This is a genomic window from Salipaludibacillus neizhouensis (genome assembly GCF_002886185.1).
Lineage (GTDB): Bacteria > Bacillota > Bacilli > Bacillales > Salisediminibacteriaceae > Salipaludibacillus > Salipaludibacillus neizhouensis.
In genome coordinates, this window is the sequence record NZ_KZ614147.1 from 187653 (window position 1) to 202327 (window position 14675).

14 protein-coding genes, 5 tRNA genes and 1 rRNA gene are annotated in these 14675 nt (G+C 38.7%); 5 read left to right on the forward strand and 15 right to left on the reverse strand.

The window, feature by feature from the left end:
* Positions 1-165: 165 nt before the first annotated feature.
* From CEF18_RS17765 to rrf, 8 genes are all read right to left on the reverse strand, one after another.
* A complete protein-coding gene (locus CEF18_RS17765) occupies positions 166-819 on the reverse strand; it encodes a zf-HC2 domain-containing protein (protein ID WP_110937893.1) in 654 nt (217 codons plus the stop codon).
* A gap of 22 nt (positions 820-841) precedes the next feature.
* Positions 842-1405, reverse strand: a complete 564-nt coding sequence (gene sigW, locus CEF18_RS17770; RefSeq protein ID WP_110937894.1) for an RNA polymerase sigma factor SigW — start codon at positions 1403-1405, stop codon at positions 842-844.
* Between the two features lie 352 nt (positions 1406-1757).
* Positions 1758-1833 (reverse strand) — tRNA-Lys (locus CEF18_RS17775).
* A gap of 135 nt (positions 1834-1968) precedes the next feature.
* Positions 1969-2043 (reverse strand) — tRNA-Gln (locus CEF18_RS17780).
* A gap of 142 nt (positions 2044-2185) precedes the next feature.
* Positions 2186-2260, reverse strand: a tRNA-Glu gene (locus CEF18_RS17785).
* Positions 2261-2535: 275 nt separating this feature from the next.
* Positions 2536-2611: transfer RNA gene (locus tag CEF18_RS17790), tRNA-Thr, on the reverse strand.
* 1 nt (position 2612) lies between these two features.
* Positions 2613-2687, reverse strand: a tRNA-Asn gene (locus CEF18_RS17795).
* Between the two features lie 103 nt (positions 2688-2790).
* Positions 2791-2906: ribosomal RNA gene (rrf, locus tag CEF18_RS17800) — 5S ribosomal RNA — on the reverse strand.
* A gap of 193 nt (positions 2907-3099) precedes the next feature.
* On the opposite strand from rrf, the gene pdaB reads away from it, so the two are divergent.
* On the forward strand, positions 3100-3861 hold the full coding sequence (gene pdaB, locus CEF18_RS17805; protein WP_110937895.1) for a polysaccharide deacetylase family sporulation protein PdaB: 762 nt from the start codon (positions 3100-3102) through the stop codon (positions 3859-3861).
* 79 nt (positions 3862-3940) lie between these two features.
* Here the strand turns inward: pdaB and CEF18_RS17810 are convergent, their stop codons facing one another.
* Positions 3941-4576 carry a KinB-signaling pathway activation protein gene (locus tag CEF18_RS17810; protein ID WP_110937896.1) on the reverse strand — a complete coding sequence of 212 codons (636 nt, stop codon included), beginning with the start codon at positions 4574-4576 and terminating at the stop codon, positions 3941-3943.
* A 182-nt stretch (positions 4577-4758) separates the two neighbouring features.
* On the opposite strand from CEF18_RS17810, the gene gerD reads away from it, so the two are divergent.
* Positions 4759-5370: a spore germination lipoprotein GerD gene (gene gerD, locus CEF18_RS17815; protein WP_183041170.1), complete on the forward strand. Its 612-nt coding sequence runs from the start codon at positions 4759-4761 to the stop codon at positions 5368-5370.
* Positions 5371-5564: 194 nt separating this feature from the next.
* On the opposite strand, the gene CEF18_RS17820 is transcribed toward gerD, so the two are convergent.
* From CEF18_RS17820 to CEF18_RS17830, 3 genes are all read right to left on the reverse strand, one after another.
* On the reverse strand, positions 5565-6611 hold the full coding sequence (locus CEF18_RS17820; RefSeq protein WP_110937897.1) for a P-loop NTPase: 1047 nt from the start codon (positions 6609-6611) through the stop codon (positions 5565-5567).
* Between the two features lie 146 nt (positions 6612-6757).
* Positions 6758-7480, reverse strand: a complete 723-nt coding sequence (gene cwlD, locus CEF18_RS17825; protein WP_110937898.1) for an N-acetylmuramoyl-L-alanine amidase CwlD — start codon at positions 7478-7480, stop codon at positions 6758-6760.
* A gap of 255 nt (positions 7481-7735) precedes the next feature.
* The gene (locus tag CEF18_RS17830) at positions 7736-8173 is read right to left on the reverse strand and encodes a DUF2521 family protein (protein WP_110937899.1); all 438 of its coding nucleotides are present in this window, start codon (positions 8171-8173) and stop codon (positions 7736-7738) included.
* A 295-nt stretch (positions 8174-8468) separates the two neighbouring features.
* Here CEF18_RS17830 and CEF18_RS17835 point away from each other — a divergent pair, with 295 nt between their 5' ends.
* Positions 8469-8948, forward strand: a complete 480-nt coding sequence (locus CEF18_RS17835) for a protoglobin family protein (protein ID WP_110937900.1) — start codon at positions 8469-8471, stop codon at positions 8946-8948.
* Positions 8912-9775, forward strand: a complete 864-nt coding sequence (locus CEF18_RS17840; RefSeq protein WP_110937901.1) for a methyl-accepting chemotaxis protein — start codon at positions 8912-8914, stop codon at positions 9773-9775. The genes CEF18_RS17835 and CEF18_RS17840 overlap by 37 nt, the downstream gene beginning before the upstream one ends.
* A gap of 120 nt (positions 9776-9895) precedes the next feature.
* Here CEF18_RS17840 and CEF18_RS17845 read toward each other — a convergent pair whose 3' ends face one another.
* The 3 genes from CEF18_RS17845 to CEF18_RS17855 form a co-directional block, all read right to left on the reverse strand.
* Complete coding sequence (locus CEF18_RS17845; RefSeq protein ID WP_110937902.1) at positions 9896-10687, reverse strand: HAD family hydrolase; 792 nt, start codon at positions 10685-10687, stop codon at positions 9896-9898.
* 87 nt (positions 10688-10774) lie between these two features.
* Complete coding sequence (locus CEF18_RS17850) at positions 10775-12193, reverse strand: cryptochrome/photolyase family protein (RefSeq protein WP_110937903.1); 1419 nt, start codon at positions 12191-12193, stop codon at positions 10775-10777.
* 374 nt (positions 12194-12567) lie between these two features.
* The gene (locus tag CEF18_RS17855; RefSeq protein WP_110937904.1) at positions 12568-13023 is read right to left on the reverse strand and encodes a MarR family winged helix-turn-helix transcriptional regulator; all 456 of its coding nucleotides are present in this window, start codon (positions 13021-13023) and stop codon (positions 12568-12570) included.
* Positions 13024-13287: 264 nt separating this feature from the next.
* On the opposite strand from CEF18_RS17855, the gene CEF18_RS17860 reads away from it, so the two are divergent.
* On the forward strand, positions 13288-14643 hold the full coding sequence (locus CEF18_RS17860) for a C40 family peptidase (RefSeq protein WP_110937905.1): 1356 nt from the start codon (positions 13288-13290) through the stop codon (positions 14641-14643).
* The last annotated feature ends 32 nt before the right edge of the window (positions 14644-14675 follow it).

Here is a 14675-nt window from a genome sequence, read left to right on the forward strand (position 1 = left end):
CGTTTATAGCATGTTTATTATAACATATATTGTCCTATTATTACTCTACAACATACTTACTATTATGTGAGGTTGACCTATGCTTTTTTCGAGTTCCATCCGGTTTTACCTTACAGATAAAAAGACATATGCCCAACGCTCCATATGCCTTTCTATTATCTTTATCTAATCTTCCTTTTGATTTTCTGCGTTGCTTTCGTTATCTGAAAGATCAACAACATCGGAGAAAAATGACTTCATCTCATACCAAATTAATTCCATCGTTTGATTGATCTCATTGATGTCTCCAGAAACTTGATCCGTCGATGCCATCACATGTTCGCCATTGATGACTGTAATGTCTCCTAAAACCTCACCGCTAATTTCAATATTCCCGTTTCGAATAAGTAAGTCTCCTGAAATACTCTCGCCTTCGGGAATGACAACAACATTTCGCTCTTTATCAACAATGAATTGACCGTCTCCCTGAACGACAATTTCTTCATTCTCTCCACTCAAAGCAGAAGCAACACTTACAATAAATACGAAAAAGAATGTTGCTGCAGTTATCATGAATGGATGTTTCTTCATCCAGAATTTCCATTTATTCGATTTCGACTGTTTCGGTAACTGCTTCATTACATTCGCCGTTAAAGAACTGGGAGCTTCGATATGGGATGTACTTTGAATGATAGCAACAGTTTTCCTTAATTCACGCAAGTGCTCATAACAATCGCCGCATGTTAATATATGGTTCTCAAATTGCTTTTTTTCAAGCAATGTCAATTCTTCATCTAAATATTTATGAATAAAAGCTTTATTTTCTTTTGAGCAAGCCATAAACTGTATCCCCTTTCCACGACTATGAGTTTCTCAGTCGCTTTCGCAACGCTTCTCTGCCACGATGAATACGTGTTTTAACCGTTGCTACTGGAAGATTTAATATTTCACTGATCTCTTTCAACGATAAGTCCTGTAGATACTTAAGAATAATTGCAGATCTGTATTTCGGAGGAAGTTGCATTACTTCCTGCTGAATCCATTCCTGCATTTCCAACTGTACCACCTGGTCCTCCGGTAATTCTTCGTCTGCAGAGATTTGTGTGTAATATGTAAGATCCTCTGTTCCAGCTACCTGGTCTTCCAGATGAAAGTCCGGCTTTTTCTTTCGAATACGATCAATCGCTAAATTCGTCGCAATACGAAACAGCCACGTGGAGAACTTTCGATTCATATCGTAGGAATCGATATTTGTGTATGCTCTTAAAAATGCCTCTTGAGAAACATCTTGTGCTTCATGGACATTTCCAAGCATGCGATACGCAATATGGTAGACTTTGTCCTTATATAAATCCATCAATTCCGCAAATGCCTGTTGATTACCTTTTTTCACTTCTAATATAATCTTTCTTACAATAATGTCCATGCTGCTACCCTCCGCTTCACTGCGGTTACCTTCTATACGCATACCACCAATGAAAGGTTTCATTTCATTTACATTTTTAATTTTAACATTATTTAGGAGGGGAAACGTAACTTAAATGAAAAAGAGTCCAAATTTACACATATTTGATATTTTTTGTTGAAAAAAGTCACTAGATCTTTGATTTTCTACAAGACAAAATGGATAGACCCTGTTCGTCTGTGCGATTGTACATAGCATTTAAATTTAAAATTCACCTAACAAAAAAACCTCCATTATATCAATTTGGAGGTAATCAGTTAGTTAGTAATGTATGATGTCATGGTTATTAGTGTTTTTAAATTATTTATAAAAGTGGTGAGCCATGAAGGACTCGAACCTTCGACCCTCTGATTAAAAGTCAGATGCTCTACCAGCTGAGCTAATGGCTCTCTACGTGTGTGATTGTCAATAAGCGGTGAATCTTCTTCGTCAACTGCTTTCGTTCACTTCTCATGTACTTATGTACACTCCGGCTCTTTCTTTCTTCAATTACTTCTATATATAGGTCCTGTTAATTTAAAATATGGCAGGGCTAGCAGGATTCGAACCTGCGGGTCACGGAATCAAAATCCGATGCCTTACCGCTTGGCTATAGCCCTATCATTACATTTAATAATTACTTTCTTGAATGTAGCAAAAAGTTATTAGGTGAAGCTGTAATAATTACGATACCCTTCTCCCAAAAAAATTATTCCCTATGTAGAAAAAACTCTTCGACAATTATGCGATTCGAAAAAAATTTGGTGACCCGTACGGGATTCGAACCCGTGATACCGCCGTGAAAGGGCGGTGTCTTAACCGCTTGACCAACGGGCCATCTAGTTTGATTGAATATGCTATTCGATCTATGAATTAATAAATTGTTGTACATAACAACGTATTGCCAAAATTGATAATATCAAACTTTGAGTAACTGTGCAACTATTATTTTACAAAAACTTATTTTTTTCGACATCTTTATTAGTTTTCCTTGTCCATAGTGAGAATTCCCCTCACGATACACAGATACAAAAAACCATGTATCCTAATTATTCAGGAAACATGGCTTATAGTTTTTTATGTAATTAAGACTTCTTCTACTATGGTACTCGTGGAGCTTCCTAGCGGGCTTGAACCGCTGACCTCAGCCTTACCATGGCTGCGCTCTACCAGCTGAGCTAAGGAAGCATGGCTCCACAGGTAGGATTCGAACCTACGACCGATCGGTTAACAGCCGATAGCTCTACCACTGAGCTACTGTGGAATAATGGATGATTCTCAATAAGCAGCGAATCTCTTCGTCACTTTGAGACACCTATACTATTATGTACACACATATACTTTTATATACATAAAAAATAAATCGAGCTTAGCGACGTCCTACTTTCACAGGGGGAAACCCCCAACTATCATCGGCGCTGGAGAGCTTAACTTCCGTGTTCGGCATGGGAACGGGTGTGACCTCTCCGCGATCGTCACTAAACTCTGTTCGCTAATGAAAGACTCCTCATTAGTGAGACAATTGCTATCTTACTATTTATAAGAAAAAATTGCAAGAGCTTTAACTAAATTCCCGATAATATTTTTAACTTAGAACTTTATTAACAACAATTAACATAAACGCCTGTCCAGTGAATACATATGGAATAAAGGATGGACAAGGGGGAGAGAGCATAATGAATTTTATTTGGATTTGGAATGTTAAAACGGTGAAAAGATATATGATTATTGGATTAGCGGCCTTTTTTACAGCGGGAATTTTATATGTGGAAGCGCCGTTTCTTCCTGTTTTTTCGCCAGACGACGATCCTGTTGCTATTCACCGCGTGGAAGCCGAAAGACCAGAGTTAGCACTCACGTTTGATATCAGCTGGGGTGAAGAACAATTAAGCCCTATACTTGAAACCTTGGAAGAAGAAGGGGTCGAGTATGCCACCTTTTTCGTGTCAGCGGCTTGGGCAGAACGTCATCCCGATTTACTTGAATCTATCGTAGAATCAGGCTATGAAATCGGAAGTCATGGTTATAGACACGAGCATTACACGCGTTGGGAAGATGATCAAATAAAGAACGATATTCAACATGCTCATCAGGTCCTCTCAGAATTAACAGAAGCAGTACCACAATACTTGCGGCCTCCTAACGGAAGTTTTGATCAACGAGTCTTGGATGTAGCCGCTTCCTTGAATTATGACGTCATTCATTGGAGTGTCCATTCCCATGACTGGGAGAACCCGGGTGTTGATGCTATCGTTGAAAATGTTACCACCGACGTTAATAACGGAGATATTATACTCATGCACGCATCCGATTCCGCAGAACAGACTTCTGAAGCCTTACCAATTGCTTTAAGAAAATTAAAGGATGATGGATTTTCCTTTGTTTCTATTTCTCAACTCGTAACAGGCGTTAAAGTTGATACTGAAGAGATTAAGTAATCCATCGGTTTTTCTAGTTTTAGGAGACAAAATAGCAAAGAAGCTCCGCTCCCATATAATTGGGTGCGGAGCTTTCACTTTAATTTATTTCAGGGCGTCCCTTTTTCTTTACCCCAGGCTGTTTACCGTTCGGTTGATCGTGAAGGCGATGCAACACTAGAATTTGCCATGTGTTTGCGGCTAAAAGAGACACAATTGCGGTTAACAAAAACCCGTAATCATTCTCCCTAAGTGCAGGTATCCACTCAATCGTAGTTACAACCACCATGAAAAATACAGTCGGTACAAACGCAGATCGATCCGTTTCCTTACTTTTTACCCAAGCTATAAGAAGCCCGTATGCTAACAGCAAGAGTGGCATAATAATGTAACCAGTCAAAGACACATCCTCTGCTGCAAAAAAGTAATGTCTAAAAAACATTAAATCAAATAAAGCGAATGCAATAATTACAATTTGAACTTTATTCCATAGTTGATAAGACTTAAAAATCCCTAATCCAAACCTATGAATCGTTAAATAAGCAAAGAAACCCATTTGTGCAATGACTGCCCATATAGCTGCGGTAACTGCCAACATAAAAAGACCACCGAAGGCAAAGCTGGTAATATCATCTAAATGTGTTTGCCAATCTAAAATCAAGCCGAAAATAAAACCAGCGACTGTCCCGATTAAAAATGTTGTGTAAAATAAATAAACGACTTTTCTAGAATTCACTTCTTTTCCTCCTACTACATATACATACTGTCTTATTGTATCAAAAGAGGTATTTATCACGCCAGTTTTTTACTATATGATTAAAAACTTTCTCGGTTTACACATCAGTATTGTATAAAAACATCGATAAAATCTCATATTATAACAAGAAGAATCGCAAGAAAAGAGAGGAGATTCAGTCGATGAAACGCCTTTATATTAATAAAACGATACTGTTTATATTTTCCACCCTTTGTCTTTCTTTTTTCATAGTTGGCTGCGCCGATAACACTGGTCAAGAACCCCCGGATTATGAAAAAACAAAGGAAATGATGGTTGACATGCTTCAGACTGAGGAAGGAAAGAAGGCTGTACGAGAAATTCTTCAGGATGAAAAAGTGAAAGAAGAATTAGTTATGGAACAAGAATTTATTAAAGATACTATCCAAACAACACTTGCATCTGAAGAAGGGAAAAAATATTGGCAAGAAGTGATGAAAGATCCGGAGTTTTCCAAAACATTCGCAACCAGTATGCAAGAAGAAAACGAAAAGTTGTTAAAGGATCTCATGAAAGATCCAGAGTATCAAAAAATGATGGCGGAAATCCTTAAAGACCCTGCACTTGAAAAAAATTATGTAGAACTGATGAAAAGCGCGGATTATCGAAAAGAAGTCATGAATGTCGTCACAGAAGCCATGGAAAGTCCTTTCTTTGTCGCCCGAGTAAACGAACTTTTGACTGAAATAGCTAAAAAGGAGTTACAGAGCAGTGAAGGTGGTGGCGGTGAGTCCAAAAAAGAAGATGGCGGTTAAAATAACTTCTTTCCAAACCCTTGATTTTTAAAAGCCCGTAATAGCACGGTCTTACGGGAAAAACAATAGCTGCAAAGACCCCATAAGACGAGCCCCTCCGCTTGAAAGGAAATTTCTAAAAAAAGGTATGTCACAGGTTATTTACCTTATGACATACCTTTTTTACAATAAAAGACGCTTTGCGTTTTTCTTATTTACTTTCCGATTTTAGAGATAACTTTTTGCGCCATTTCAGTGTAAATTTTTCCGATCGGGTGGTCGGCGCCATAAACAGATGGTGCAAAATCCTCTTCATCAATTACTGGCTGTCCCAAAGGAATTTGGGCAAGTACTTCTGATCGCAGCTCTTCTGCAAGCTTAGGTCCTCCACCTTTTCCAAAGACGTATTCTTTCTCTCCAGTTGTTTTACTTTCAAAGTAAGCCATATTCTCAACGATACCGAGAATTTCATGGTCTGTTTTGATTGCCATCGCCCCAGCTCTCGCTGCAACAAATGCGGCTGTAGCGTGAGGGGTTGTGACAACAATTTCTTTTGATTGTGGCAACATGGAGTGAATGTCCAAAGCAACATCTCCTGTACCCGGTGGCAAGTCAAGAATTAAGTAGTCTAAATCATCCCACTCGACTTCATTAAAGAAGTTGTTTAACATTTTACCAAGCATTGGACCTCGCCAAATAATTGGGGAATTATCCTCCACAAAAAAGCCCATGGAAATAACCTGAACACCAAAACGCGACACAGGATAAATGCGCTCTCCTACAACCTTCGGACGCTCTTCAATGCCCATCATATCCGGAACACTAAAACCATAAATGTCCGCATCGATAATACCAACCTTTTTCCCTTCACGTGCTAGTGACGTCGCAAGGTTCACAGAGACGGTGGACTTACCCACGCCCCCCTTACCACTAGTGATTGCAATAAATGTAGTATCACTGTTTAATAAGGATTTTTCTTCCTCTTCTTCAGCTGCTCCACCATGCTTTTGAATGACTTCATCCGATAATTTCTCAAAACGCAGCCCAACAGATTCCGCTCCTGCTTCTTTTACTTTGTTCACAATGTCCTGTTGAAGAGCCATTTGCTCTGCTGTTCCTGGTTCTGCAATGGCTAATTTCAGACTGACTAATTTGTCCTTAATTTTCATTTCTTTTACAGACCCTAATTCAATCAATGTCTTATTTAAATGCGGATCTTGAACCGTCTCTAACGCTTTCAGGACTTGCTCTTCTGTTAACATAGGGCGCACCATCCTTTTATATATGATCAAGTATGTATTCGTTCACACTTCGTATACAATTATAACATATATAGCCATTCGTTTTCTTGAAACGAATCCCTTGGCATAGTATGAACGAGGATGTATGAACACATACAGTCTCAGGTTTACTCCTCTGCCCCTTCAGGGAGTCGTTCGTTCCCTGCATAGCGAAGAACACCTTCATAGATAGAAGCAGCTACTTTTTGCTGGTATTTCTCCGTACTTAGCTCCTCAGCCTCATTAGGATTTGATAAAAAACCTATCTCCACTAGAGTGCCCGGTATTTCCGCGTGTTGAAGAAGATATACATTGTGAATTGGCTTCGCTTTTCTAGTTGTGTTTTCTAAATTACGTACCATTTCCTGCTGAACGTGTTTTGCCAAGATATCACTGTTTTCAATAGCCCGATTATAAAATGATTGAGCACCTCGCCATTGCGAAGCACCAATCGCATTAAGGTGTATACTAAGATAAAAGTCGGCATTGGACGTATTAATCATTCTTACCCGTTCTTTAAGGTCCTCTACTTTTCTGGAGCGAACTTTAGCGGTATCTACCTGTGCTAAATCACGGTCCTCTTCCCGGGTTAAAATCACAAATGCCCCTGCCTCCTGAAGGTAATCCCGGAGTTTCAATACCAATTCTAGACTTATATCCTTTTCAAGCAATCCACTTGCTGAGGTTGCGCCTCCATCGATTCCACCATGACCTGCATCTAAAATTATAATTTTTCCCGAAAGTGGCAAGCTCCAGCTCATGGAGTCCTCAGTTTTTAAAAATAATGGTCCGATTGCTAAAAGTATTGCAAATATACCGGCTATCAAAATAATGCCAATCTTACTTTTCATAAAGTCCGTCCCTCCCCACATGTAATATATATATGGGACAAGGGTAAAAATATGAGTGTGTTTTTTCAGGAAAAACGCATAGCGTCTTTTATTAAATACAGCACGATCTTTCGCCACCCCCAAGTAGCACCTGCGTAGTGCGTGTAGGTGCTACTCGAAAGAAGGACACGCGTGGCGTAAAGATAGCTGTCAACTTATACATTCTTATCTCTTTTAAAAGGCATTTCTCCAATCTTTAGACATCCTCTTTTCTATTTAATGTAATCGCATGGAGTATTTTTTCTTCCCTTCAGTGAATCCTTGACGCCACCATTCATGGATATAACCTGTAGACACTTCTTTGTAAAGTGATTCCTGTGCATCATCTAATTTTAACCATGCTGTGAATTGAGCAACTGTCTGATCAATGACTGCTTGAATTTCTTCTCTGCATCGTTGCATCGCCGAAAATTCTGATTCCCCATAGTGACCAAATCGAGCATATTCCGCTCCTAATAAATAAGCATCAATTCCCATATCAAGGCATAAATCGGATAAATATAACCTTGAGACTGTCTCTTCCACTTCATGAGCGAAAAACCGTCTTTGGACATCTTTTTTCATATCAGTAATGGAAAGCGAGCGTAACATCCCGCGTTGGTACTTCCACTGCTTTTCTTTCCGCCGCTCTCCTAATGTAAATATGACATTCATTATTATCGCTTCCCCTTTGAATTTCGCCTTAATTCCTTCTTATTGTTCATTTATTAGCGATTTTCATAAGGGCAAATATATCCCATTCAAGGAACATGATTTCTTTAGGGTAAGATTAATAAACCGTATAATAAATTTGTGTAAAATTATAATTTCTCACTTCATCTTTTAGCATATATCTTTTTTAACGGGAAATAATATTAATATGTATAAATTCCCCTCGCACACTCTTTCTATCCATGGTATTAGTTATATAGAACTATAGAACTAACATAACCATGGGTGGGGAATTTTTATGTTTGGAATAGAAAGAGGCGCAAGAAAAACGGAGTCAGTCATTTCGAAAAAATTAGCAGAGGTTAATGTCCTACCAATAGACGTGGGAGATCACAGTGATCTAAAGAAACAAATACTTATGAACAATATTGAAGATCAAGATATAAAGATATTAAAGATATTAAAAGACGAATTAATCTCACCTAATATTGAGTTTTTAGTATCAACTTTTTACGATAACATTGCTCATTCACCGATATTGTTGGAAATAATTAATGACCATAGCTCCATAGAAAGATTAAAAAAAACACTCATCATCCACCTCGTTGAAATGTTTAATGGTGTTATTGATGAAACGTTTATTGCGAAACGGTTCACGGTTGCCCACACACAAGTTCGAATTGGCTTGGAACAAAAATGGTATATGTGTGCTTATCAAGGTCTTCAACTAGAGATATTTAAATGGTTCATAATCACTATAAACATGCGGAAGATGTAGCTTTATGCGTTCAGGCAGTTTCGAAAATAATAGGTTTGGAACAGCAGATTGTTTTAGAAGCATTTGATAAAGAAAATGACCGCATTCGAGAAAGCCAAGAAAAGCTTAATCAGCAAATTCAAACGGTAGTCATGTCTACTTCTGAAGAACTTAGTGCTATTTCTGAAGAGACGAGTGCCACAGTTGATGAAGTGAATCAACAGGTTGCGGACATTGTTAAAAAGTCGCAAGACGGAACTCAATTTGCTGTAGATTCTGAAGCCAAAGCGATCGAAGGCAAACAGGAATTGGATGAACTAAAAGGATTGATGATTCAAGTCACTGATTCTGTTGATAAAATGAGAATAAATATGAAGTCACTTGTTAGTATCTTCAAGGAAGTGCAAGGAATTGTTCAAATCGTTCAAGGTATTGCTGATGAAACGAATTTGCTTGCATTAAATGCAGCAATCGAGGCTGCCAGATCCGGTGAACATGGAAAAGGATTTGCCGTCGTTGCTGACGAGGTTCGAAAATTATCGGAGCAAACGAAAGAATCCGTTGAAAAAGTCCGTAACTTACTTAACCAAACGAACAAAGAAGTAGAAGGAAACTCTTCTCTCATTACGGAAGTCACGCAGTCGATTGACTCCAATAATAAAACAGTCGGTAATCTTGAAATTTCATTTTCGGAAATTGTTGCTAAAATGAGTGAAACTCGTAATTTTAATGAAATTATTGAAAAAGAATTAAATCAATTTTCTACTTCCGTCCGTGAAATTGCAGAAGCTTCTAATCAAGTCGCCCACTCAGCAGATGATTTAGTCAATCATGTAAAGAGTATGTAGGTGCTTCTGAATAACTCTTTGTTTTTTACAGGGACCGGGATGCCTTTTCCATAGCTTCCTTTCCGCAGAAAAGCCCTCTCCGATTTAATCACGGATGAGGGCTTCTTTTATGATGTAGAGTTACTCCACCAATCCCAATGTCTTTAATCCATTAAAAATACCGGAATTCGTGACATCGGTAGTTTTATGCTTCGCATATGGGAAAAGCTCTGGTTGCGCATTACCCATGGCAAAACCATCACCTACTAAAGAAAGCATTTCTTTGTCATTCATCCCATCCCCAAAGGCAATCGCCTGTTCTTTCTCTAAACCGAGAACATCTAAAACCTTTTGAACGGCAAATCCCTTGTTGACCTTGTCACGAATAACATCATATGCATGTTCTTTGAAACCCTCCACATTGATTGGTGATAAGGAAAGATCACCAGCTTCTTCATAAAGGGCTACCTCCTCTTTACCAATGTTCATTAGCGATATGCCTAAAATCTCATCGCTGTATTTTTCATGATAGGCTTCTGTACTTTTCAAATGAAAGTGTTTAGCGAAATCCTTTATTGCTCCGGTTTTCTCTGAAGACAATAAGTTTTTTCCATTCGTGTACAATACCGCCTCATGCTCTTTCCCTCTCATAATTTGAAAGAAGCTATCTACGATTTCCGCATCCATCGGCTCAATTAATATGTCTTTCCCTTGATGGATAGCATACGCACCATTGTAGCCTATGAAAGACTCCACGTTTAATTCTTCTCCAATTTCCATAATCTCGTGGAGTGGGCGCCCTGTTGCCAGAAAAACTTCTATTCCTCTTTTTTTAACTTGCCTCACTGCTTCTTTTGTAGATTCTTCAATTCGGTCATCGGGGGTTAATATCGTTCCATCAATATCTAAAAATAAAATTTGTTGATTAGTCATCATGAACTCCTTTGCGTCTCTTGGAAATTTTATCATTAGTATAGCATGATATCGGCCAATTACTTAAAAGGACCATTCAACTAAACACTAGATCATTTTAAACTTAGCAATCACTTTCTTACGTTGTAGTCCATGATCAACAGTTGGTTCAGGGTAACTTTCACTTTTCGTTTCTTCTTTTAAATCTCCCGTCATTTTCGCCGGTTCGTGAATAAATTGATCGGGAACTTTCGCGAGCTCAGCTACGTATTTACGGATAAAACTTCCGTCTGGATCAAATCTTTTTCCTTGTGTTGTCGGATTAAACACACGAAAGTAAGGAACAGCATCGGTACCAACTGAAGCTGCCCATTGCCAGCCTCCAATATTCGATGACGCATCGTAATCAATCAATTTTCCTTGGAAATATCGCTCCCCTAACCGCCAGTCCAGCATGTAATCTTTCGTTAAAAAAGAAGCAGTGACCATCCTTAATCGATTGTGCATCCAGCCTAGTTCATTGAGTTGTCGCATCCCTGCATCAACAATAGGAAATCCTGTCTTGCCTTTTTTCCACATGTCGAGTCTTTCTTCATTTGTTTCCCATTCCATGGATTGATACTTTTCCGTAAGTTCTTTATTCTTCGATTCAGGGAAATGTGCATGAATCATATAGTAAAAGTCCCGCCATGCCAGTTCCTGAATAAATGTTTCTGCTCCCGCTCCTCCTGTTTCCAGGCGAGTCACAGCAGTTCGATATACAAGCCGGGGGGAAAGTACTCCGGTCTTCAAAAATGGCGAGAGGCGACTTGTCCCCGCCGTTTTTGGAAAGTCACGGTTTTCTTTATAATAGTTGAGCCGAGTGTCCGCAAAGCTCTCAAGCCGTTCAAGAGCGGCACCTTCTCCAATTGCCTGCCAATCATGAAGACACCTTGACAGAATACTTTTCTCGAAATAGTTTTCTCCTTCGTGATCGATCGAATCAGTCATTTGATAATAACTCCTCAAAGCGTCCTTATCTAATTTGTAAGAAGTAGGTTTTTCTTGCCTGCCCCATGCTCTGAAATATGGAGTGAATACTTTATATAGCGTGCCATCCTTTTTTTTCACTTCTTGTGGTCCATGAATATGGGCATCCTCATAGGAAAATAATTCAACCCCGTTATCTTCCATCCACGATTCTGCTTGTTTGTCTCTACTGTGAGCATCTCCTGCCTCATCTCGGTTATAAAACACTGCTTTAAGATCCGGAAAAGCTTGTCTAAGTTGATGGAGTGCTTCTTCTAATTTCCCGTATATGATATGTAAATGAATACCTCGTTCTACACACCTCTTTCGAAAGTCCTCCAAGGTACGAAAAAAGTAATCATGGTGTAAATCAATCGATGACGTAAAAATTGGATCAAGATGAAAAAAAGCAATCCATTTCCCATCATCGTGTTTTGCTGTTTCTATCGCATGGTAAAGAGCCGTATTGTCTTCAAATCGAAAGTCACTTCGAAACCATACTGCATACGTTTTAGCCATATATCACACCTCCTTCTTATCTTATACCCGATATTTAAAGGTGAATACCTCGTTGTATCAATATTTTCTCTTATATTAATTCGCTTTCGCTATTATAATTTGAACTTAAACAATCGTTTAGCTTCTATTTTTAATCAATTGTTTAAAAAAGCTGTTTCACTATGAAAATAAAAGAGCAATCTATAATAAAAAACTAAAATGGGCCAATCGAATTTCGATTGGCTCTGACTCCATATGGATTTCCGCCGGAGGCAATTTGTACAGGATCTGTAAAATTGATTCTTCCATATTAGAAAGCTAAAGTAGGCGAAATTTCCCTTTAATTTATATATTGCTAAGTCATTTATTCCGTATTCGAGATATATGTTAAAAGACTATTTTTTTAGCGCATGATAGCCTAATTTTTTAAGCTGGTGAATCAAAAACTCTTTTTCATTAGAGTCTAATCCGCCACATATTTCGTAAATAGCCTCCCTGTGTTTGGGAAAGATCTCATTCATTAATTCGGTTCCTTCTGCAGTTATCCCTGCGTGAGTCACACGGCGGTCCGTTGGGCAGGATTTTCTTTCCAAATAATTCTTTTTCTCTAATTTATCCACGACATACGTAATACTGCTGCTCGCAATCAAAACCTTTTCGCCTATTTTCTGAATCGGTTGATCGCCTTTACTATAAATTAACTCCAATACCGCAAATTCAGTTGGGTTAAGTCCATAGCTTTTTATGTCTTCTTCAGCCCGTCTTTCAATCGATTTTAATGCCCGGGATAACACAACAAATAACTTTAGCGATACATCCTCTTCTTTTTGCTTGTTTGTCTGTTGCTCCATCAATACCAATCCTTTGTTTAAAGTCTCGAATTCGAGATAATTATATAATACTTCTTTTGTTGATGTCAATAATATTCACTGTAACGTTTATAGTTCTGCATCTACTCTATCAAAATACCCGTTTTATAATCGGGATACTTATACATGTTGTCTCTTCCTAGTATAGGTCTTTTATACAGGAAATTAACCCGTTCATTTTTGTTTTTGCATTAATAACAAACCCTTGATAGACTACGAGAAGAGTAAACTAAAGAGGTGTTTTAAATGGCTTCTAATAGAAAAAAACAAAATCAACACCCGATAACTATGTTATTTACATCTGCCCTTTTTATTGTCTTGATCCTTATGTTTCGTCCATGGGAGTTCATCGGGACAGATGAATCAAGTCAGTCTTTGGATAATGGGTCAGGAACCGTATTTACGGGAAAAGAGTATGGTGATCTTGAGCCTGATATCGAGGCCATCCTCTCTGAAGCTCTTAGCCTTGAAAACACTCCTTTTCTTACAGATGGGACTAATCCTGATGAAGGGTTTAATTCTTCTGGATTTGTACAGTATGTCTATCAAGAGTCTATAGGAATCAGATTACCACGTATCGCCGGGCACCAATTTGATTTAGGTGAAAGTATTTCCTTGGACGAGTTATATCCTGGAGATATGGTTTTTTTCAAAGCAAATACACTTATGAGTGGTATATACCTAGGTCATGGTGAATTTATGACAGTTTCAGAAACTAATGGAGTGGAAACGTTAAGTCTTAAAGGCAGCAACTTCTGGGCTGATAATTATATCGGTGCTAAACGGCTCACAGAAGAAGAAGCCAAATCACTGCATCCTAGCACCTATGAAGATCATGAACATCCTGCGGTGGAACATGCTATGCAGTATTTGGATACGCCCTATGTTTTTGGCGGCAATACCTTGGACGGTTTCGATTGTTCCTTTTTAATTCAACAGGTGTTCCGGGAAAGTTCTGATGTATATTTGCCTCGAGTGACCGTTGACCAGCATAAACTTGGTGAGGAAATTGATCTAGAAAACATACAGCCTGGGGATGTGTTATTTTTCTCAGCTATTGACCTTGAAGAGGAAAACCGTGGAAATGGAGAAGTTACCCACGCTGGAATCTATGTTGGGAATGATTTTATGATTCACGCAAGCCGAACCGAAGCGATGACGCAGATCTCTTACATCAACGAGTATTGGTCGGATGCTTTTACTAGCGTGCAGCGTTACGATGCCCTTTCTCTTCATGACGAAGAGCCTGTCGTCCAAGAAGCTGCGCGTCATCTCACTACACCATTTAAATCAGGTGGTTCATCCCCTGAAGAAGGCTTTAATACATCCGGTTTCGTCAGCTATGTGTATCAGGAAAGCTTAGGAATTCAGCTTCCAAATACCGCAAATGATCAGTGGGACAGCGGTACAGAAATCGAACTTGATGAACTTCAACCTGGCGATGTTCTCTTTTTCGATGGTTCCGGCAGCTACCTCTCAGCAATTTATATTGGTCATGATCAATTTATGATTGCCAGTGAATCATCAGGCGTAACAACCCGTCACCTTGAAAATAGTGAGTTTTTCTCTGATATTTATGCAGGAGCAAGGCGGTATGAATAAAAAAGGGATGCCTCACTAGGTTTTTAAAAACC